This window comes from Dellaglioa sp. CoH-55-MRSF-6 (assembly GCF_056782215.1).
The window spans coordinates 48679-70842 of sequence record NZ_JBXAYJ010000003.1; the positions used below are offsets into that span (position 1 = coordinate 48679).

General features: G+C 34.3%; 25 protein-coding genes. 20 read left to right on the forward strand and 5 right to left on the reverse strand.

Translation table 11 applies throughout. The annotated features are described in order from the left end of the window. Positions 1-311: 311 nt before the first annotated feature. Both abc-f and AC1RPK_RS04000 read left to right on the forward strand, forming a co-directional pair. Entirely contained in the window at positions 312-1772 is a 1461-nt protein-coding gene (gene abc-f / locus AC1RPK_RS03995; RefSeq protein WP_481762188.1) for a ribosomal protection-like ABC-F family protein, read from the forward strand. 236 nt (positions 1773-2008) lie between these two features. Then, positions 2009-2152, forward strand: a complete 144-nt coding sequence (locus tag AC1RPK_RS04000; protein ID WP_409022043.1) for a hypothetical protein — start codon at positions 2009-2011, stop codon at positions 2150-2152. A gap of 65 nt (positions 2153-2217) precedes the next feature. Here AC1RPK_RS04000 and AC1RPK_RS04005 read toward each other — a convergent pair whose 3' ends face one another. After that, positions 2218-2736 (reverse strand): TetR/AcrR family transcriptional regulator, encoded by a 519-nt coding sequence (locus AC1RPK_RS04005; protein ID WP_481761601.1) that lies wholly within the window; start codon positions 2734-2736, stop codon positions 2218-2220. A gap of 188 nt (positions 2737-2924) precedes the next feature. Between AC1RPK_RS04005 and AC1RPK_RS04010 the strand changes: the two genes are divergently transcribed. The 4 genes from AC1RPK_RS04010 to AC1RPK_RS04025 all read left to right on the forward strand — a co-directional run bounded on the left by AC1RPK_RS04010 (position 2925) and on the right by AC1RPK_RS04025 (position 5989). Next, positions 2925-3542 (forward strand): NAD(P)H-dependent oxidoreductase, encoded by a 618-nt coding sequence (locus tag AC1RPK_RS04010; protein ID WP_481761600.1) that lies wholly within the window; start codon positions 2925-2927, stop codon positions 3540-3542. A gap of 157 nt (positions 3543-3699) precedes the next feature. Beyond that, positions 3700-4284, forward strand: coding sequence for a sugar O-acetyltransferase (locus tag AC1RPK_RS04015; protein WP_481761599.1), 585 nt, complete (start codon positions 3700-3702; stop codon positions 4282-4284). A 115-nt stretch (positions 4285-4399) separates the two neighbouring features. Continuing rightward, a complete protein-coding gene (locus AC1RPK_RS04020) occupies positions 4400-5317 on the forward strand; it encodes an amidohydrolase family protein (RefSeq protein ID WP_481761598.1) in 918 nt (305 codons plus the stop codon). Beyond that, positions 5318-5989, forward strand: coding sequence for a putative quinol monooxygenase (locus AC1RPK_RS04025; protein ID WP_481761597.1), 672 nt, complete (start codon positions 5318-5320; stop codon positions 5987-5989). Positions 5990-6108: 119 nt separating this feature from the next. Here the strand turns inward: AC1RPK_RS04025 and AC1RPK_RS04030 are convergent, their stop codons facing one another. Then, positions 6109-6474: a DUF805 domain-containing protein gene (locus AC1RPK_RS04030; RefSeq protein ID WP_481761596.1), complete on the reverse strand. Its 366-nt coding sequence runs from the start codon at positions 6472-6474 to the stop codon at positions 6109-6111. A 225-nt stretch (positions 6475-6699) separates the two neighbouring features. On the opposite strand from AC1RPK_RS04030, the gene AC1RPK_RS04035 reads away from it, so the two are divergent. The 14 genes from AC1RPK_RS04035 to recA all read left to right on the forward strand — a co-directional run bounded on the left by AC1RPK_RS04035 (position 6700) and on the right by recA (position 19306). Continuing rightward, complete coding sequence (locus AC1RPK_RS04035; protein WP_481761595.1) at positions 6700-6915, forward strand: helix-turn-helix transcriptional regulator; 216 nt, start codon at positions 6700-6702, stop codon at positions 6913-6915. 1 nt (position 6916) lies between these two features. Further along, positions 6917-7354: a hypothetical protein gene (locus tag AC1RPK_RS04040; RefSeq protein ID WP_481761594.1), complete on the forward strand. Its 438-nt coding sequence runs from the start codon at positions 6917-6919 to the stop codon at positions 7352-7354. A 34-nt stretch (positions 7355-7388) separates the two neighbouring features. After that, positions 7389-8093: a hypothetical protein gene (locus tag AC1RPK_RS04045; protein ID WP_481761593.1), complete on the forward strand. Its 705-nt coding sequence runs from the start codon at positions 7389-7391 to the stop codon at positions 8091-8093. A 61-nt stretch (positions 8094-8154) separates the two neighbouring features. Continuing rightward, a complete protein-coding gene (gene recQ / locus AC1RPK_RS04050; protein WP_481761592.1) occupies positions 8155-9906 on the forward strand; it encodes a DNA helicase RecQ in 1752 nt (583 codons plus the stop codon). Between the two features lie 20 nt (positions 9907-9926). Then, the gene (locus tag AC1RPK_RS04055) at positions 9927-10388 is read left to right on the forward strand and encodes an ASCH domain-containing protein (protein ID WP_481761591.1); all 462 of its coding nucleotides are present in this window, start codon (positions 9927-9929) and stop codon (positions 10386-10388) included. A 4-nt stretch (positions 10389-10392) separates the two neighbouring features. After that, positions 10393-10773 (forward strand): VOC family protein, encoded by a 381-nt coding sequence (locus AC1RPK_RS04060; protein ID WP_481761590.1) that lies wholly within the window; start codon positions 10393-10395, stop codon positions 10771-10773. A 135-nt stretch (positions 10774-10908) separates the two neighbouring features. After that, positions 10909-11853, forward strand: a complete 945-nt coding sequence (locus AC1RPK_RS04065) for a Gfo/Idh/MocA family protein (RefSeq protein WP_481761589.1) — start codon at positions 10909-10911, stop codon at positions 11851-11853. A 212-nt stretch (positions 11854-12065) separates the two neighbouring features. Further along, positions 12066-13526: a glycoside hydrolase family 1 protein gene (locus AC1RPK_RS04070; RefSeq protein ID WP_481761588.1), complete on the forward strand. Its 1461-nt coding sequence runs from the start codon at positions 12066-12068 to the stop codon at positions 13524-13526. Between the two features lie 11 nt (positions 13527-13537). Then, positions 13538-14209, forward strand: a complete 672-nt coding sequence (locus AC1RPK_RS04075; RefSeq protein WP_481761587.1) for an N-acetylmannosamine-6-phosphate 2-epimerase — start codon at positions 13538-13540, stop codon at positions 14207-14209. A gap of 201 nt (positions 14210-14410) precedes the next feature. Beyond that, a complete protein-coding gene (locus tag AC1RPK_RS04080; RefSeq protein ID WP_409022058.1) occupies positions 14411-14992 on the forward strand; it encodes a sugar O-acetyltransferase in 582 nt (193 codons plus the stop codon). A 221-nt stretch (positions 14993-15213) separates the two neighbouring features. Beyond that, entirely contained in the window at positions 15214-16791 is a 1578-nt protein-coding gene (locus AC1RPK_RS04085) for a BCCT family transporter (RefSeq protein ID WP_481761586.1), read from the forward strand. 239 nt (positions 16792-17030) lie between these two features. After that, positions 17031-17336 carry a rhodanese-like domain-containing protein gene (locus AC1RPK_RS04090; RefSeq protein ID WP_481761585.1) on the forward strand — a complete coding sequence of 102 codons (306 nt, stop codon included), beginning with the start codon at positions 17031-17033 and terminating at the stop codon, positions 17334-17336. A 168-nt stretch (positions 17337-17504) separates the two neighbouring features. Next, positions 17505-17930, forward strand: coding sequence for a MarR family winged helix-turn-helix transcriptional regulator (locus AC1RPK_RS04095; protein WP_409022061.1), 426 nt, complete (start codon positions 17505-17507; stop codon positions 17928-17930). 215 nt (positions 17931-18145) lie between these two features. Continuing rightward, positions 18146-19306, forward strand: coding sequence for a recombinase RecA (gene recA, locus AC1RPK_RS04100; RefSeq protein WP_481761584.1), 1161 nt, complete (start codon positions 18146-18148; stop codon positions 19304-19306). A 114-nt stretch (positions 19307-19420) separates the two neighbouring features. Here the strand turns inward: recA and AC1RPK_RS04105 are convergent, their stop codons facing one another. The 3 genes from AC1RPK_RS04105 to AC1RPK_RS04115 all read right to left on the reverse strand — a co-directional run bounded on the left by AC1RPK_RS04105 (position 19421) and on the right by AC1RPK_RS04115 (position 22153). Then, entirely contained in the window at positions 19421-19831 is a 411-nt protein-coding gene (locus AC1RPK_RS04105) for a hypothetical protein (RefSeq protein WP_481761583.1), read from the reverse strand. After that, entirely contained in the window at positions 19824-21134 is a 1311-nt protein-coding gene (locus AC1RPK_RS04110) for a Y-family DNA polymerase (RefSeq protein ID WP_481761582.1), read from the reverse strand. Before AC1RPK_RS04110 ends, AC1RPK_RS04105 begins: the two co-directional genes overlap by 8 nt. A gap of 137 nt (positions 21135-21271) precedes the next feature. Further along, a complete protein-coding gene (locus AC1RPK_RS04115; protein WP_481761581.1) occupies positions 21272-22153 on the reverse strand; it encodes a LysR family transcriptional regulator in 882 nt (293 codons plus the stop codon). Between the last annotated feature and the right edge of the window lie 11 nt (positions 22154-22164).

The window sequence follows — 22164 nt, forward strand, 5'->3', positions numbered from 1 at the left end:
TTGCCTATCTACCATAACTATAGTAGACTGTAAATAATTAATAAACAGGGAGTGTGAAGTGCATTGGTAAATACAAATCGTTAATCGAATAACTGTCGACTAAACAAGGGACGAAGTGTGTCTTTTTATGCATGTTGACTATTCAAACGGTTTGCAATATCAATTCTTTTTCACATCTGAAAGAACCACTTTTTTTGATGGATAACGATTGAAGAGCATATAACTGTATGCTCTTTTTTTGTAGAATCAAATGGATAGTTTAGCGGTCGACCTCACAAAGAAATGAGGTAATTACTATAGGAACAATACAAATTAAACAATTAAGTTTTCAATATGATGGACAATTAGCACCAATTTTTAAAAATGTTGATTTACAATTAGATGCCAGCTGGAAGTTAGGTCTAATTGGTAGAAATGGTCGCGGAAAAACGACTTTATTTAGAATTTTACAAAATCAATTACAGTACCAAGGAAAGATTAGAACAGATTTAGAATTTCAGTATTTTCCTCAAACAGTTGTTAAACCAGAAGAGTCAGTGTGGCTGGTTATCAAGAGTATCACAGACTTACAAGACTATGATCAGTGGCAAATTTTAATCGAATTAGATAAACTTGGACTATCTGAAAAATTATTGACGGAACCATTTAATCAATTAAGTCCAGGACAGCAAACTAAGATATTATTAGCCAGCTTATTTGTTGGCGAAGGTAAATTTCAATTAATAGATGAACCGACTAATCATTTAGATGAAAACGGTCGAAAAATTATTTCTGATTATCTAAGACAAAAACAAGGATTTATTTTAATCAGTCATGATCGTTATTTTTTAAATAATATTATTGATCATGTTATTTCAATTGATCGCGCTAAAATCAGTCAATTTAAGGGTAATTATAATACGTGGGCTGACGAAAATACGTCACGAAATAATTGGGAATATAATGAAAAAGAAAAATTACAACATGATATTAAACGATTAGAAGGTGCTTCACGGAAAAAATCGGGTTGGGCTAATCAGACTGAGGCGAAAGTATCTGGTGCGACAGACAGAGGATTTATTAGCCACAAGGCAGCTAAATCTATGAAACGGGTACTAAGTATTAAAAAACGTGCCGATAAAGCAGTAGAAGAGAAAAAATCTTTACTTAAGAATATTGATGTGGCAGATCTTTTAACGTTGAATTTTGAAAAATTAGTGTCAGATAAGACTTTACTAGAGGTAATTGGCTTATCAGCATTTCGTAAACAATTGCCGGTAAATAAACCGGTAGATTTTAAATTAAAGATGGGAGAGCGCGTTATTCTTCAGGGTGAAAATGGTTCTGGTAAATCGAGCGTTATCGCTGCTATACTAGGTCAATTAAAGTATCAAGGGCAATACAAATTTGCAACACCTTTAAAAGTGAGCTGGTTACCGCAAAATTTTGATGGTTTATCTGGTTCTTTACAAGAATTCGCTGCAGAAAAAAATGTTTCTTATTCTTTAATGTTGGATACATTAAGAAAACTTGGTTTTGAACGTTATGAATTTGATAAAGATATCAGTCAAATGAGCATGGGCCAAAAGAGAAAAGTGGCTTTGAGTCGTTCGTTGGTTGAACCAGCAAATATATATATTTGGGATGAGCCACTTAATTATCTAGATGTTATCACGCGTCAACAAATTCAAGATGTTATTCTGGCTTTTCAACCACCGATGTTAATCATTGATCATGATAAAGAATTCGTTGAAAAGGTTGGAACAAAATTCGTTGAGATTGAACATTATTAGTGAATGGTTAATTAAAGGCATCCAATTTATACGTCTATTGATATCAAGATAGTCGTAATGATATACTGTTAAGAGCATAGTTATTTTAACTGTATACTGATTAGCGGGGCATACAGAATTAAAATCGACGTAAGTTGAATAATAAAAGATCAACTTTATTTGAAGGCATGTATTCATAATATGAATCTTTAACTTTGAAAGAAATTGTTAATTAATAGAGCAAGGAGGAAACATTAATGGCTGATAAAGCAAAGACTGATAGAGATAAAATGCTAGAAATTATCAAAAAGAAACAAACTGATGGCGGAAACTTCAATAAGAAGGCTACTGCTAGAAATGATCGTACTAAAATGCGTAAGGGTCCTAAGATTTTTAAATAGAGGTTTAGACTTAGCTCAGATAAATATCTGGGCTATTTTTTTAATCATTAAAATCTAGCATACTTTTACTGAATCAATTCCAATATATCTGCAGTAACTTCTTCAGCTGTAGCAGGACTACCACTACTAATCCATTGCAACATCGTTCGTAGAACGCCACCAAGAATGAACGTTTTTTGAGTATTATTTAGCCGACTGATACTAGGCGTATCTTTAAGAATCTTTTCAAAATAAGTATAAAAAGAATCTTCCAATAAATAAACAATATCATTTTTAATTAGGATATCCATAAATTCAGAATCATTATGCCAATAGTTAAAAGCTAGCTTGAAAATGTTTTTCAAACTAATTTCTGTTTGATTGGACTTGAGTTCGGCGTAAAACTGGTCAAATAAGTAATCGGACCGAGTTAGTAAAATCGCGTCCTTATTTTCAAAATTACGATAGAAAGTCAGCCGGGCAACTCCGGCTTTTTTTGTGATTTCAGTTATTGTGATTTCTTGATAAGATTTTATTTTTAATAAGTCAATTAAAGAATCAATAATCAAATTTTTACTTAATTTTGCTTGGTTATTTTCCGTCATTTTTTATATCTCCTTGAAGTGTAACAAATAACACGATTTTGTATCTTGTAAATCACGCGATAAATGATTAATATAAGTGTAACAAATGTAACACTTATAGCAAGAAAGATAAATGACACTTGAAGTATTTTATATAAAGTCATTAAAGTCGGAAAATTTATTAAACTAATTAAAAGAGGTTATTGAACATGAAAAAAATTTGTATTATATTTGATCATCCCTACACTGCAGACGCTGGATACAATGAATTGCACAATAGGAGTTATTCAGCGGCATTACTAGTTAGTGCTAAAGCAGCGTATGAAAAAGAGGGCTGTATTGTGGACGTAATTGATTTGCATAAAGATGGGTTTGATCCTGTAATGCACCAAGAAGACCTAATATCTTGGCGTAAGAAGATACCAACGGATTCTATGACGGCGAATTATCAAGAACGCCTCATGGCTGCAGATGAGCTTGTCTTTATTTTTCCAATCTGGTGGGAATCTATGCCAGCTATGATGAAGGGATTCTTTGACAAAGTTATTGCTAAAGGGATTCTTTATACAGAGCAGGAAAATAAAAAATTATTTAAAAATGAGATGGTTCATTTAAAGAAAGTTAAAATGGTTACAACTATGTCAACACCAGGTTGGATTTATCGAACTATCTTTGGAAATCCTGTGACTAAAATGGTATTTAGGGGAACATTCCGGAAGATGGGGTTTAACCAGTTGAAATGGTTTAACTTTGCTGCAGTTCAAGGAATGAAACTTGAAAAACGACAACAGTTGTTGAAGAAGTTTGAAAATAATATTGTGAAGTAAGAGGGTTCAACCTGATTGGGTAAATACAATTAGGTTGGCTCTTTTTTAATATCACTAGAACCGAATCTTTTGAATTTAGTTCAGTTAATTTAAGTAGTATAATACAATTGAATTATTAAGGAAGAAAAGGGCGTCAAATAGTGAATGGAGGGGCAAAATGATGACAGAACATGAAAAATTATTGGCAGGTCAAGATTATGATTATCGCGACCCAGAATTACAGGGTATGATTGCGGCGGGTAAAGAATTAGTCACTATAATCAATACGACAACTGACCTAGAGAAAAGAGCAACAGCAATTCACGAGTTGTTAGGGAAATCTGGGGAAGGACTCGTTATTAATGGTCAATTTAATACAGTTTATGGTAAACATATCACTGTTGGTGATGATGTTTTTATTAACGGTAATTGTACATTTCAAGATTCAAACAAAATCACATTAGGAGATCGTGTCATTGTCGCGCCAGACACGAAGTTATATTGTGGTGAACATGCATTAGATGCAACAAAACGTTTTGGAAAAAGACAAGATGGTAGTCGTTATTTAATTACTTATACTAAACCAATTACAATTGGAAACGATGTGTGGATAGGTGGAAATGTCACGATTATTGGTGGCGTTCATATTGGGGATAATGTGATTGTAGCAGCTGGTGCAGTGGTGACAAAAGATGTTCCTGACAATACAGTAGTGGGCGGCGTGCCCGCCAAAGTTATCAAACAATTAGAGCCATTAAAATAAGAAAATTTTTATATTAGGTGAGAGGAATGAGCAGGCTATTTTAGCATTTTTGCCTAGTATTAGATAATCAGCTAAATTAAAGAAACCTAAATTAGGTTGTAGGAGGGAAAAGTTAATGACAAGTATTGATGTTTTTGCACACGTTTTACCACCACATTTTTATAACGAGATGTTAGCTATTCAGCCGAACTTGCCAGAAAAAATGCCATTTATTAAACATCCCATATTGATTGATATTGAACAAAGACGCCTATTACGGAACAGAAATGTCCAACAAGTTATCTCAGCAGTCAACGTGAATCCTGAGGACTACGTAGGGCCAGAACAAGCAGCGGCATTATGCTGGCAAGCTAATAACGAAATAATTGAAATGGTTCAACAAAATGCAGACTTGTTTAAAGCGGGTATTGCAATGATACCTCTAAATAACATCGATGAAGCAACACGTATTATAAAAGAACAAGTGCTAAAAAATTCAGAATTAGTTGGCATTCAGTTATTTACGCGTGCCCTTGGAAAAAGTATTGCTGCAAAGGAATACCGGGTTATTTTTGAAATGGCTGCACAATTAAATATCCCAATTCTGTTACACCCAATTTTTGATGATCGTAAACCAGACAATAATATTATTTTTAGTTGGGAATATGAACTAGCGCAAGCAATGTTGCAATTAGTACAGTCAGGAATTTTTAATGACTATCCTACACTTAAAGTAATTGTTCATCATGCTGGGGCAATGGTGCCTTATTTTGCTGAACGAATTAACCATATTCTATCACCAGAACAGGCAGCTGATTTTAAACGTTTCTATGTAGATACTGCATTATTGGGCAATCCTAAAGCATTAGGGTTAGCAATTGATTATTATGGTGTTAGCCACGTACTGTTTGGAACTGATGCACCGTTAGGGATTGCGCCAGCTGGAGCAACGGATGCCATAATTGAAGCTTTAGATCAGTTGAATCTTTCGAAAGATGATCGAGCCCTGATTAATTATGGAAATTATAATCGTTTGATGGGATTGGGTGAATAAATGATAGAACTTAAGAATGCCCCATTATTAAGACTATTCAAACTTAAAATTAAGCTATCTGATCGTGAAAGATTTGAAAAAGCAGGGATGATTAATTTAACGACCTCAATTCAGCAAGAAAAAGGAACTTTGGCGATGTACAGTGTACATTTGGATGAGGCGGGTACTGAAAATATTGTGATTGAATCTTATCAAGACGAAGATCAATATCAAAAACATGCAAATTCGGCTCAATTTAAAATGTTTAGTAATATCGCATCTCAGGCAGTAATTGAAAAATCGATGATTAATTTATCCCCAGAATTACTGTTAGAAAAAACAACAGCCTTGCATGAATTGAAGCCTGACAGAGCTATACTCAAAGTAACAAGTATTGAAATAGAGCCGAATAGGGTTAAAGAATTTAGAGAAGTTTCATTGAATACTATGAAACAATCATTTGAAAATGAAGCAGGACTCTTAGTGACATACATTGCTTCTGTAGATGGAGATTTAAATCAATGGATTTTCGTTGAAATTTACCGGAGTGACGAGGATTACCAAGCTCATTTACAAACAATGAATTTTAAAAAATATGTAACAGAGACGAAAAAAATGGTGCTTAATAAACGAATAGAGACACCTGTAGCAGATGTTTTAGTTAATCAGGGTGGATTATTTTTTGAAAAATGAAGATAGAGCGGTAATCAAGTTAGTCGATTACAGTGCTATCTTTTTAATTTTCCGTAAACAAAAGAGGTGCTGATAAATTTTATCAGCACCTCTTATTAATAATCGAGTATCAATATAATTTAACCCCAGCGATTTGATTTTCTGGGTAAAACCATTAAAATAAAGAACCAAATACTACCGACTAATGGAACGAATTGGATTAAAATCCACCAACCAGAACGATCAGTATCATGTAAACGACGAACTGAAACAGCAAAGTTTGCAATCCAGACGATAAACATAACAATATTTCGACTTGTCATAAAAGTAAGTTCACTAAAATTATAAATCGAATCGATAGGATGGCCAACGAGTGACGTATAAAAATAAATAATAATTGCTCCTAGAATACTATTAATAATCGTAGGCCACCAATAGTCTGATCTATTCGATGTGTCAGAAAAATTAAAAATATTTTCCCAGAAATTTTTGTATGATTGAACCATATGCTTAATCCTCCTTTTTAAAACGTTTTATTTAGTTAAAAGACATCGTTAGATTATTAAATTAGTTAATCTGACGATGTTTATTTAATTATAGTATAAATAAATAGAAATTTATATTGATATGCTTGGTGCCAGAAATAATCAGCTAGTTGACTTAAGAAAATAATTATTATATTATGAAGTTAACTTCACATGAAGTATATTTCATATTGAAAGGTGTTCATTATGCAAAATAAAGTTAAAGAATACAGAACTAAGCTTGAATTAACACAGGAACAGTTAGCTGAGAAAGTTCAAGTTTCTAGTCGAACAATTATCTCACTTGAAAAAGGTAAATATAAGCCATCTATAATGTTGGCCTATCGTTTGAGTTTATTGTTTGATTGTCAGATTGAAGCGTTATTTCAGCTAAAGGAAAATTTAGAGATGGAGGAGAATTAAAATGAAAATCTATAGTTATCGACATTTTTTTGTAGGTTTATTTTTTATGTTTGTGGGGATTGCCTCAATTTGGATAATGAACTTAGATTTTAAAGATGCTTTTGATTGGTCAAAATTGATTAGATCATTTATTAATGTTGTCTTATCATTTGGAATTGCGGCCTATCAATTTTATATAACTTTTTCTAAAAAAGGACTGAAAGAAGAACAGCTGGAGAATGTGGATGAACGAAATAAGTTAATTGATCAGTCTGTGAACGCAATGATTGGAAAAATTATGAATAGCATGATTTTAATTCTAGCGTTTGGGTTTATCATTTTGTGGGCATTTCTAAAAGTAAGTACGTTATTATGGATTGGTGCACTACTTTTCTTTTTGTATACGAATATAATAATCATTTCAATAATATTAGCGATATACTACGAGAAAAAGCTTTAATAATAGAGGCGTAACAGGTTAGGAGATTTTTGGCATGAAGAAAAATATGTTAATATCAATCGGTTTTTTGATGGTAGTTTTTTTAGGTATCTTAGGATTTAAAACATTAATTCAAGTTAAAGATACACAACCGGCTAGTTGGGCAGAAATCAGTCGAATTCAACCGACAGAAAATATAAAATTAACCCAAAAATACAAAATTAACGCAGGAACAAATGGCTTACCAGTCCAAGCAAAAATAGTCGTCGGTGGTGATGCTATATTACCGCATAAAAATTATGCTACACCCGCTGATTGGACCATTAAAAAAGGGTCCAAAGATGCATCAAATATGAAAGTTGTATTTAATCTTAAAAATTCGAAAGTACGTGGCACTAAGGTACAATTAAATACGTCAGATGCGTATTCTGGAGGACCAATGCCTGCCACGGTTCCAATTGAGATTGGACAAATTCAAGGCAAATTACAAGAAGAATATGGTCATTTTAAGGAAACGGCAACTATTGAAATTGGAGATAACACTTGGTATCTAAGCGTTATCCTTGAACCTAAAGTTAATTCAATTCACTATCTTTATTATCGAATTGAAGACACAAGTAGTGTTAGTGATTCGACAATTGTCGTTGATTATATGACTAAACTTAGGGCAGCTCAACAAAATCCCGCGGGACTAATGAATGATTTGGGTGATGTTGAAGCGGTCATTAAAACACTTTCTAAAACATCTGTGGCGTCTTAACCTATGCTATAATTTAAAGACATAGAATTATCTGAGAAAATGAGCAAAGAGAAAGGATTATATGAATCCACAATCAGTTTTAAAAGAAAAATTTGGGTACGACAATTTTCGCCAAGGTCAAAAAGAAGTTATTGATCGTATTCTAACGGGTGAAGATGTTTTAGCTATTATGCCTACAGGCGGCGGAAAATCGCTATGTTACCAAATTCCAGCACTTATATTAGATGGACTAACGTTAGTGATATCTCCTTTAATTTCTTTAATGAAGGATCAAGTTGATGCTTTAAATGAAAATGGCATTCCAGCAACCTTTATCAATAGTACGCTAGATTACACGGAGGTTCGTGAACGCTTTAATCAAGCTGCTCGTGGTGAAGTTAAGTTACTTTATGTGTCACCAGAACGATTAGATTCTGATGGTTTTATGGCAGATTTAGCGGAATTAAGAATTGATCTTGTCGCTATTGATGAAGCGCACTGTATCTCACAATGGGGGCACGATTTCCGTCCTAGTTATTTACGCTTAACGGAAACGATTCAACGTTTGAATTCGAATCCGACGATTATTGCATTAACAGCGACAGCGACAACTCAAGTAGCTGCGGATATTATGCAACGATTATCGATTATACATGAAGTTAAAACTGGGTTTTCACGTGAAAATTTAGCCTTCCAAGTCGTTAAAGATCAAAATAGTGATCGTTTCTTACTCGAGTATTTAAAGGGACAGAAACAACAATCTGGTATTATTTATGCAAGTACGCGTAAAGAAGTCGAACGGTTAACGAAATTAATAAAAAAAGCTAAGATTAAAGTGGCGATGTATCACGGCGGGTTGCAAGAAGATGAACGTCGTCAGAATCAGGAAGACTTCTTGTACGATCGTGTTCAGGTAATGATTGCGACGAATGCATTTGGGATGGGAATTGATAAAAGTAATGTTCGATTTGTAATCCATGATCAGATACCTGGTAGTTTAGAAGCTTATTATCAAGAAGCCGGACGTGCTGGACGAGATGGCTTGCCAAGTGAAGCAATTTTACTTTTTAATTTAAAAGATGTTCAGATTCAACATTTTTTCATTGACCAATCTGAAATGGATGATGTTAATAAAAAACATGAGTATTTAAAATTACAAGAAATGACGCAATACGCAAACACGCAACAGTGTTTACAACAGACAATTGTGAATTATTTTGGCGATGAAGCACCAGAATGTGGCCGTTGCGGCAATTGCTTGGATACACGAGATGCACAAGATATTTCGATTGATGCCCAAAAGGTTTTATCATGTGTAAAACGGATGGGTGAACATTTTGGTAAAGGGTTAGTCGCACAAGTTTTAACAGGTTCAAAAGTCCAAAAGGTGATGCAGTTTAGATTTGATGAATTACCTACGTATGGACTGATGAAAGATCAATCGCAGAAGGAAGTTTCTGGATTGATTGATTATTTAGTTGCGTCAGGTTTTTTACAGGCTTCAAGCGGCCAATATCCGGTTCTGCAACTTGCTGCAGAAGGAGTTGGCGTCTTAAAAGGTGAAACTAAAGTTACACGTAAAATGGCTGTAAAAGTTAAACAAGCATTACCTGAAGATAATGAACTATTTGAAGAATTAAGACAATTACGTCGCGAATTAGCAGAGGAACAAGGTGTACCGCCATTTGTTATCTTCTCTGATAAAACGTTATATTCAATGTGTGAGGTTATGCCGGAAACGTTAACTGATATGTTGGATGTTAAAGGTGTTGGTGAAAGTAAATTGGAAAAATATGGTGAGTTGTTCTTAGATATATTAAACGCAGAAGATTAAATTCTTGAAGGAGAGTTCATATGACAATTTATGAGTATTGGCAAGCATTTAAAAAGGCAAATAAAATTGAACATGATAATTATGATGCATGGTCATTTGGCGTCACTAAGAAAGAAACGTTAGAATTAGGTAAATTAGTTTTAGATGGTCTTAAAACAGGGACATCGTCAGCTTATAATTTATATTTTGATGAAGAACCTTTACCAAAAGTTGGCGATTACAATGTCATTGTTGATTATAAAGATAATCCAATGGCGATTACGAAAACAATAAAAGTTTATGTGACACCATTTAACGAAGTTACAGAAGAGCATGCTTTTCTTGAAGGCGAAGGCGATAGAAATTTAGCTTATTGGCGAAGTGTTCATCAATCTTTTTTTGAAGAAGAATTAGAAAGTGTTAATAAGACATTTGATGAGACAATGCCAGTGGTTTGTGAGGAATTTGAATTAGTTTTTCCGATTGAAACAACGGAGGTTTAAGCAAATGAAAATCGAACACGTTGGTTTATGGGTAGAAAATCTTGAAGCAATGCGTGATTTTTATGTGACTAATTTTAAGGCAACTTTTGGTGTGCGTTATGACAATGGGACTAAAGGATTTTCGTCATACTTTTTGAGCTTTCCAGATGGTCAAGCAAGATTAGAAATTATGACGAGAACGGATATTACAGATCGCTATCCTGATGGATTTGGTTATGCACATTTAGCCTTTTCTGTTGAGAATCATGTGACCGTTGATCAAATGGTGATTGATTTTAAAAAATCTGGAATAGAAGTTGTTAGTGGCCCTCGGACAACAGGGGATGGCTATTATGAAGCAGTCATTTTGGACCCTGAAGGAAACAAAATTGAACTTGTAGGTTAAAAAATAAGATTGAATCACGAGAAGGTCACCCCGGAAATGGGGTGACCTTTTTGAGTTTGAAATTTAATTTGGTGCATACTGTATGAGTCGGCTATAATTAATGAAAACGGTTAAATAGAAATGGAGATAAGAACAATGAATTTTGGAATTATTGGTTACGGTAATATTGCAAAGCGATTTTATGAAAGTATTCGATATACAAAAAATGGACAAGTTACAGCAATTGGATCAAAGTCATTATTTAATGACGATGTGTTTAAAGCGAATAATCCAGATATAACCATTTATGATTCATATCAAGCTCTTTTAGGCGATGATTCGATTGATGGCGTTTATATCGCATTGCCACATATGTTGCATAAAGAGTGGTCACTAAAGGCGTTGAAGCTAAATATTCCGGTATTTTGTGAAAAACCGGCTGTACTAACAACGACAGATATGAAAGAAATTGAATTAGCTTCAAGTGAAAATCAAACCTTATTTGTTGAAGCGTTTAAAACAAAATTTAACATCGGTATGGATCATTTAAAACAAGATTTAGCTTCAATCGGACCCATCCAAACCATGTCAGCTAACTTTTGTTCTAATGCCATTCCATCTCAAAAAGCAACTTCATATTTACTTCAAAAAGGACAGGGTGGTGCTTTGAACGATATCGGTACTTATCCAATTGGTTTTGTGTTAGAAATTTTAGGTTCAGATATTTCGCATATTGAATCAAAATTAGACATGCATAATGGGATTGATGAAAAATTTTCAGCAACGATACATTTTGAAAAAGGCGCTCAGGCACTCATTGAAGGCGCAATAAATGAAGCTAAACCGCGAGTTGCGATTATTGTTGGGCAACAAGGTCGTATCGTTATTCCAATGTATAATCGAATTGAAAAATATACGATTGAATTAAATGATGGACAAAAAATTAATCGGGACTATAGTATCGTTGGAGATGATATGACGCTTGAAATTCAAGCTTTTATTAATCTAGTTGAAATTGGTGCAAAGACTTGTGAGCGACATAGCCTACAGGATACGTTTAATATTATTCAGGTTATTGAAAAAATAAGGCAAGGTGAGTAAGCCTTTAAACTAACTTTGACAGCGCTTACTATATTTGATATACTTAATTTGTCAAATAAGGGCTGTAACTGATTCGATCAGGCATTACCTATTGATAACTATTTGTTTAGTTATCAATAGGTAATTTTTTTGAAAAAAACTAGTAAAACCTCTATTTGAAATAGTTCACAGATACATAAGTTAAACAAAAAACTTTGAAGGAGTGTATTAATATGTATAAAACAGATTATCCAAAAGGGTTTAAAAAAGGTTTCTTATGGGGTGGCGCAACAGCTGCAAACCAAGTTGAAGGTGGCTGGGATTTAGATGGCAAAGGGATGACTACTGCTGAAGTTATTCGTAAATCTGAAAAAAGAACAGAAATGAATCTTGGTTCTGTCACAATGAAAGTCATTGAAGAAGCGATGGACGATAAAACCACTGACCATTATCCAAAACGTCGTGGGATTGATTTCTATCATAATTATAAAGAAGATATTAAATTATTTGCAGAAATGGGTTTTAAAACATACCGGATGTCTATGGCATGGGCACGAATTTTTCCAAATGGTAATGAAACGGAACCCAATGAAGCTGGGTTAGCATTTTATGACCGCGTTTTTGATGAGTTAGCTAAGTATGATATTGAACCTGTTGTCACATTATCGCATTATGAAATGCCACTTGATTTGACAGTTAAACAAAATGGGTGGGTAAGCCGTGACACAATTGCTAGTTTTACACATTACACGGACGTTGTACTTAACCGTTTTAAAGATAAGGTTAAATATTGGTTAACGTTTAACGAAATTAATGTTAGCTCATTTGGTTTCATGGAAACGGGTGCTGTTGACAGTGAATTAACACAGAGAGAACAATTACAAATTCGGTATCAAGCTGTTCATCACCAATTTATCGCAAGTGCTTTGGTAGTTGAACAAGCACGGAAAATTAATCCTGATTTTGTGGTAGGTTGTATGCTTGCTAGAATGCAAACTTATCCATCAACGCCTAATCCAGCAGATGTTCGTGCCGCTCAAGAAAATGATAATTTAAACTTGTTCTTCACCGATGTTCAAGTCCGCGGCGAATACCCTGAATACATGAACCGCTATTTCAAAGAAAATGATGTTCATATTGTGATGGAGCCAGGGGATGAAGCTATTCTTAAAATGGGCAAAGTTGCGTTCCTTAGTTTTAGTTATTATATGTCAACGGTCACTTCAGCTGGCAAAACGGGTGATACATCGTTAGGAAATATGATTAATGGTGAAAAAAATCCTTACTTAGAAACAAGTGACTGGGGTTGGCAAATTGATCCCATTGGATTAAGAATCACATTGAATGCAATGTGGGATCGTTACCGTGTGCCACTATTTATTGTTGAAAATGGAATTGGGGCCCTAGATAAGTTAGGCGATGATGGCAAAGTTCATGATGACTATCGCATTAAGTATCTTGAAGAACATATCATTCAAATGAAAGAAGCTGTTATGGATGGTGTTGATTTAATGGGGTACACAATGTGGGGCTGCATTGATTTAATTAGCGCATCAACTTCAGAAATGAGTAAACGTTATGGGTTCATTTATGTTGATCAAGATGACGATGGAAATGGCTCATTGAAACGTTACAAGAAAGATAGTTTTGATTGGTATAAACAAGTTATTGAGACAAATGCTAGTGATATATAAAGGGAGATAATATGATGAATTTAGATGAAATAAAGAATGGGTTAGTTGTTTCTTGTCAGGCACTAGAAGGTGAACCATTATTTAGTTCATTTATCATGGGGAGAATGGCCCTTGCAGCTGAGATGGGTGGTGCTGTGGGGATACGAGCAAATTCAGTTTCTGATATTGTAGAAATTAAAAAACAAGTAAAATTACCGTTGATTGGCATAATCAAACGAGATTATGCAGATTCAGAAGTCTATATTACAGCAACGATGAAAGAAGTAGATGAATTACTGGAAACTGACGCTGAGATTATTGCATTAGATGCAACGGTTAGACAACGGCCTCATAATGAAAAGGTAACTGATTTAGTCAATAAAATTCATGAAGGAAATAGATTAGCCATGGCAGATATTTCTAATTATGAAGAAGGCGTTATGGCTGAAAAAAATGGATTTGATATGGTTTCTACAACGATGTCAGGATATACAGAATATACGGACGAAAGGGATAGCCCAGATTTTGATTTACTAGAAAAGTTAATTAAAAATCTTAAAATCCCTGTTATTATGGAGGGTCATACAACGACTCCAGAAGAAGTTAAGAGAGCATTTGATATTGGCGCATTTTCGGCAGTTGTCGGTGGCGTTATTACAAGACCTAAACAAATAACACAACTATTTGTTGATAAAATAAGTTAAATAAATCTTCTAATGATTGATGAACAGCGAATATGCTGTGAATTGTTATTAGAAGATTTTTCTGTAATAATAGGGTTAAAATTTACTCTAATTAAAATTAATCCAATTCAATTAATGTTAATAAAATAGCTTTATTTTACTGTGTTTATAGAAAATAAATTTCTATTTAACAAATCATGACATAAGTGGTATTCTTATAACATGATAAAAACTGAGAGAGAAAAGATGTCAGATGGTGAACCGTATGAGCAGTTGGATCCTGAACTAGTTGAACGACGAGAACTGATTCGGAGAAAACTGCGGACAATTAACCAGCTTGACGATAATAAGCAACAAAATACAAATATTAAAGCATTATTGGCTGATTCCGGTGAAGACTTTTGGGCCGAAACGGGAATCGAATTTGATTATGGATTTAATATTCATATCGGAAATCACTTTTATGCGAACTACCATTTAACGATGTTGGACACTTGTCCAATCACAATTGGTGATCATTGTTACATTGGACCAGACGTTGGATTTTACACGCCAGTACACCCCTTATCTGCAAAATTACGTGATGCGGATGTTGAAATGGGTAAACCAATTACGGTTGGTGATAGTGTCTGGATGGGTGGACACGTCACGATTTTACCAGGAGTTACGATTGGTAATCGAGTCGTTGTCGGCGCTGGATCTGTGGTCACAAAATCGTTTGGTGATGATCTCGTAATTGCGGGTAACCCGGCACGAATTATTCGTTATCTAGATGATAACGGTGACGTGAGTCCAGGTAAGTGATTCGATAGAATATTATAATTTACGTTATGAGTATTTGTATAAGATAGCAAAGCTAACAAGCACGCTGTGCAGATATCCCTAGTGGAGAAACTGTATCAGTGTGCTTTTTTTGTGCAATTAAAAGCAGAATTATCGGAGTGAGTACGGCGATGAATTAAAGATCGTGCTCTAAAATTTAGGAGGAAATTTTTATTTTAGAAAAACAGAATATCGACAAAAAAATGTTTTTACCGACTGTGGCATTATTTATTTTAGTATCAGTTGGATTATTACTCGGTGGGTCTGGTTTGAAGGCAGAATTAGGTTCAATAATGGATGCTATTACGGCCCACTTGAGTTGGGCTTACCTTGGTATCTATATTCTCAATTTTGTTTTCTTTTTATATATTGCATTAAGCCATTATGGCAAAATTACATTGGGTAATAAAGGCGAAAAGCCGGCATACAGTGATTTTAAATGGGGTAGTATGGTATTTGCGACGGCCATTGATGCCAGTATTTTAATGCTTAGCATGGTTGATCCACTTCGCTACGTGCAACAACCTTTGTTTGGTGCTAAAGCGATGTCTCCTGCTAATTATCAAAATGCTCACATGTTAGGTCAATTTGATTGGGGTCCAATGGCGTGGATGATGTTTGCATCTTCAGCTGTAATTATTTCATACGTTATGTACGTTAAAAAAGCGAAAGTTATGTGTGTTAGTGATGTGATTCCTATGTTAAAAGGGGATCAGCCTTATAAAAAAATCTTACGAAAAATAATTGATTTTCTTGTCGTTTTCGGTATTATGGGCGGTGTTGGTTCATCAGTTGGGATGGAAATACCTGTATTATCAAAAATTATCGCAACATTAACGGGAGTCCAAGATACAATACTTTTAAAATTAGCATTATTTGTTGTCCTGTTCAGCATTTTCACGTTAACCATGTTTAAAGGAATTAAGGGTGGGATTGATCGATTGAGTTCAGCTCATATTTGGACAGCCATTGGCTTTTTGTTAATTGTTCTGTTAGTTGGACCAACGGTTTATATTTTGAAGTCAGAAGGTAACAGTCTTGTACTGATGGTTACTCAGTTTGTAGCAATGAGTACAGGGACAGCTTCAGGATTAGGTCATGCGATTGACCCTGTTAAATCGGAAACTATTTTCTATTGGGGTTGGTGGTTAACTTTCATGCCATTCATGGGCTTATTCATTGCTAGAATTTCGCGTGGACGAACGATTCGTCAGGTGATATTAGGGATGCTTGCGTATGGTGCTTTAGGATGTATGAGTTTCTACGCAATCTTAGGTGGTTATTCACTCTATTTACAACAAAGTGGAGCTGCTGATTTAATTCATACACTGAATGTATATGGTCAAGCTGCAGCAATTGCACAAGTTATTTCAACATTGCCATTTAAATACGTAATGTTAGTTATCTATGCGATTTCATGTTTTATCTTCTTAGCAACGACGATTTCATCATCTGCATTTATCGTGTCGTCGTTTACTAGTACAAAACTCAAACCGACAGAGCAACCAAGTTTGTTTAACCGCTTGGTTTGGATGGGAATTTTCATGTTATTCTCATTTGGTATCGTCTTCGTTGGTGGTTTTAAAACAATCCAAGCTATCTGTTTATTAGCTGGGTTCCCATTAATTTTTGTGTCACTGTTATTGATTATTTCAACGTGGCAGTACTTAGCCGAAGATCGTTCAACGGAAAGTGCTCATGATTCATTGGTTAAAATTTTTGGAAAATTAAAGAAGAACTTAGTTTCTTATCAACATGTGATACATGATAGTAATAATTAAATATAAAGAGGCCACTCCGTTATTATGGAGTGGCTTTTTAGTACCCATTTTTAGTATTATGTTATAACCTACGCTGTTCCCAATTAAAAAGAGACGTAAGTCTTACCTTAGAGCCTTCTAAATCTATCAATATTAAAATCTAAATATTTGAAAAATATGAAATAAAAACATATGATAATATAGATAATAAATTGATACAGACTAATAAAAACCATAACTAAATAAAAGAGGGTAACTAAATGAACTTTGAAGATGATATTCCAACAATTACGACTACGGAACTTGACCTATTATTAGCACAAAAGCCACAGATTATTGATGTTCGAGAAGATGACGAGTTTGCTGAAGGCCATATTCCTGGGTCAATTAATATTCCGTTAGATGAAGTTGACGATTATGAATTAACAGGTAAAGCATATATTATTTGTCGATCAGGACGTCGTAGTGCACAAGCTGCAGATATCCTATTTGAAAAAGGTTATGATGTTGTTGATGTATATGGCGGAATGCTTAGCTGGCAAGGTTCAACAGTTACAGGTAGTTAAACGTTTTCAGTGATAACATATTTTTATTAAAATCGGGGACGTATTACTTGTGTATACGCCTCTTTTTACATTATAATAAGTCAAATAAACATTTATGTATTAGAAATCAATAATTTTTTGCTTTATTTTGGGTGGGAACTAAGGCGATCTATAACTAGGAGGGTCAAAATGATTGAGTTAAGTGGGACTTTCAACAAATTAAATCAGTTGTTGAGCTTGTATGGGAAACAAGATGGACTAATGAACATTAAACAATTGGGGACAATTGATACTTATTATCTAAATGCGATCGAACAGTTGAACAGTCCAACAATTGGACGCGTTTCAAAATTGTTGAATCAATCAACGCCAAATACGAATTACCATTTGAAAAAATTAATCACATTAGGATTAGTGGAAAAAAAGGCTGATATAACAGATAAACGAGTTGTTCACTTATCTGTTACGGATAAGTATAAAGGTCTAACAACTTTTAATAGTGACTTTTGGAATCAATTGGAAAGTAAATTGGAAACGCAAGTTACAGGGCAGGATCTTGCAACGTTCAGACGCGTTTTAAAAGAGACAATTAGTCAGATTGAATCGATGGAATAAGTTAAATAAATAGAAATTATTTAAGAAAATGGCGTACTTAATTAATGAGCATGCAGTATAATTGAATACATCGATACCTAGTAAGAACGATAATTGCATCGTTCTTTTTATTTTCGGTAAAGATGATTTAACGCTTGCGATATAAATTTTAATGAGGTATGATAAGTAAATGGAAACGAACAGATGTTCTACTATTGAGAGGATGGTTACTAACTATGGCTAACAGAAGTATTGCAACCGGAGACGGCAAAAGAAAAGACGGTAAAGAACGCGAAGCAGCACTAGAAAAAGCGTTATCAGCAATTACAAAAGAATTCGGACAAGGTGCCATCATGAAGATGGGGGACAAAGCTGACACGAAGATTGATGTTACTTCAACTGGGATTTTATCATTGGATTACGCATTGGGAGTTGGTGGTTTTCCTAAAGGCCGTATTGTTGAAATATACGGACCAGAAAGTTCTGGTAAAACAACAATTGCACTTCATGCAACAGCAGAAGTCCAAAAAAATGGTGGTACAGTTGCTTATATCGATGCTGAAAATGCCATGGATCCCGCATATGCAACAGCATTAGGTGTTGATATTGATGGATTACTATTATCACAGCCAGATACTGGTGAACAAGGATTAGAAATTGCAGATGCTTTGGTATCCAGTGGTGCCGTTGATCTTGTCGTTATCGATTCAGTTGCAGCTTTAGTTCCTCGTGCAGAAATTGAAGGCGAAATGGGTGACGCTCATGTTGGGTTACAAGCTCGTATGATGTCACAAGCTCTCCGTAAATTGGCTGGTTCAATCAACAAAACAAGAACAACTGTTATTTTTATTAATCAATTACGTGAAAAAGTTGGTGTCATGTTCGGTAGCCCTGAAACAACACCAGGTGGCCGTGCCTTAAAATTCTACGCAACAATTCGCTTAGATGTTCGTCGCCGTGGACAAATTAAAGATGGTACGGATGTCATTGGTAATGAAACAACTATTAAAGTTGTTAAAAACAAGGTAGCACCACCATTTAAGATTGCTGAATTAAATATGATGTACGGGTCAGGTATCTCAGCTACTGCTGATATCTTAGATCTTGCTGTTGAAAATGGTATTGCTGAAAAAGCTGGGTCATGGTTCTCATACCATGGCGAACGTTTAGGTCAAGGTAAACCAAATGTCGTTAATATTTTGGAACAAAAACCTGATATGTTACATGATATGGACCAAGAAGTTCGTGCAAAATTATTTGCACCCGATGAAGAACCTGCTAAAGAAGTTAAGGAAGAATCAGCAGCACCAAAGAAAACAACTAAAAAAGTTAAAAAAGCTGACGATGCTCCAGTGTTAGATTCAAAAATCGAAACATTAGATTTACCAGAAGCTTAATAAAAAAAATAGTAAAGTGAACCTCCAGTATTGGACCAATCCAATACTGGAGGTTTTTTTATAATTAATCAAACAAAAAAGGTAGAAGAAGTATAGTAAGTAGAAGTTATCTACTTATATACTTCTTCTACCTTCTCCATTAGTCATTTGGCTTAATGATATTGCATGAATATCATTAATTTTAACGGTGATATGATTGATAATTATATTATCTTCATACCAGCCATTAATGAGTCCCTGTATAGGTTCTAAAAGTGTATCATCCAAATTTTTATTAGTGAGATCAACAGTGACAGGGGTGGATTTAATGATTGCCAAATTGATTACTTCTGCAATTTTAGTATCATTCATCTTAATGTCATGTGTTAATTTCTGTTTTCGTGTCTCTTCGTTTAATTTTTTTGTTCGAGCCGATGTATGGTCGCTTAAATAGAATCCTTGCCATTTCATCATACCGCGATCGTGATAATCATATTTTAAAAATTGATTTATCAAATTTGCATCAACATCAGTTGTTTTACTCATAGGTATTACCCCCAGCATGGCCACCGACTAACCCAGCGCGATAAATAGCTGTTGCACCTTCAGACTTACTGGAAAGTTTTACGATCGATTTAAAACCATATTTTTTTCGTATGATGTCAATGGTATTGTCCAAGTTGTGATTCTTTTGTTCCGTATTATTAGTGTCAAACATGTCTAATTGTTGACTATTATCGTCAACTAATTTGCCACACGAAATACTAATATGTCTTAGAGCTTCATGACGCCATTTTTTTCGAAATAGGTCGATGGCATATTTTGTGATTTGGGCATTACTATTTGTTGAATCAATTTTTAATGAACTACCAAAGCCTGAATATCTTTTTCCAGAATCTGTCGTTTCGGCTAAAGAAAATCCAATGCCTAAATTAATGACAGTAGCCACTTTGTGATGAGAACGTAATCGTGCTGCTACTTGTTCTGCAATTTCACGAATAACGACTTCAATTTCAGATTGGATAACATAGTCTTTTGGTAAGACTTGGCTATTACCATAGGATTTTTCCTTGGGGGTATATTTATCATGAATGATTGAACGATCAATTCCCCAAGAAAACGCAAATAATTGGCTACCAATTACGCCAAATTTGTTTTTTAATTCATATGGGTTGAAGTGAGCTAAATCGTTCATTGAATTGATATGATTTTTTTGTAATTTTTCGGCAGTTTTAGATCCAATTGACCAGATATCGTCAAGTTGTGTTATTGGCCATAACTTATCGGGGACGTCTTCATAATGCCATTCAGCAATTAAACTATGGTTATGTTTTGCTTCAATATCCAGAGCTAATTTAGCAAGAAGTGGATTATCACCAATACCAACGGTTGTATAAATTCCTGTTTCCCCTTTGACCGCAAGTTGAATTTTACGAGCAACTTCATAGGGACTATTTCCGAAAAGTTTCCAACTAGTCGTCATATCAATAATTGACTCATCGATAGAGTATGGGTGAATATCGTCATTTGAGGCAAATTGTTGAAATAGCTTATTGATTTTTAAGTTCTCTTCTATGTAAAGATTCATTCTGGGTTGGGCAACAACTAAACGTTTATCATGAATTGGAACATCAGTAGCTCGTGATACGTTTGTGATACCAAATATTTTCTTAGCCATAGGGCTAGCAGCTAGTACTAACCCGCTACCTGTATTCTTTGCTGTAGACATAACAACGAGAATAGAGCGTAATGGATTAAGACCGCGTGCAACTGATTCGACAGAAGCATAGAAAGATTTTGAATCAATCATAAAGATGACTTTTCTAGGTTCGTTACTATAATTGTACATTCGAGGAAACCTCCTTAACATATATCCAATTATACGAACATACGTTTCTTTAGTCAATGATATTTAGTCAAGCGGTGCTATAAATAATAAAAAGAATAACTTATACCTTTATATTTAAGGTATAAGTTATTCTCTTATTAGATAGAAGGATCAATTAAAACGTCAATTAATTTTGCTTGTGTAGGCGTTAAAATATGACTTGTACGATAAACGAGTGACATTAAAAATTTAGGTTGATCTAATTCCGATAAGGGGAGTGAGACTAAATCATCTGCAGCATCCAATGCTAGTTCTGTTAAAAAACCAATACCAACATTTTCGGTAACCATTTTTTTAATAATCTGACTGTCACTTGTTGTATAGATAATCTTTGGTTTGAAATGATTTTTTGTTGTTAACTCTTTAAAAGCGATTGGATGAACAAAACCCTCATTTTGCATAATAAATTTTTCATTTCGAAGTTCAGAAAATTTAACGGATTCTCTTGAAGCAAGTGGATGATGTTTGCTAACGATAATCTTGAAGTGTTTAGATGCAAAATTTCTGGCAATTAAGCGGTCATCTTCTATTGGTTTAACGGAACCTAATAAAGCCATATCTAATGATCCGTTTATTAACTGAAGAAGTAGGGCTTGGGAACCGTTCTCAACTGTATCTAGATGATTAATCAGACCTGAATTAAATAAATTGCTGACAATTTGCGGAAAATAGTACGTTCCTATAATAGGTGGTAATCCAAATCGAACGTGCTCATTTTTAAGTTGGTTAATTTCTTGGTTAGCAATTGTTAATTCTTTGAGAATAATATTAACATGTTCAGCGAATTGTTCACCACTTGGTGTAAAAGAAACTTGATGATGTGATTGATCACGAATAATCAGATTTGTGTCTAATTCAGTTTCTAAGCGTTTCATTGCAGTTGTGATTGTTGGTTGACTAACTGAAAAAAAATGAGCAACTTTTGAAAAATTTCTCAAATTAATTATTTGTTGATAATATTCTAAATCTCGAATGTTCATTATAATCTCCT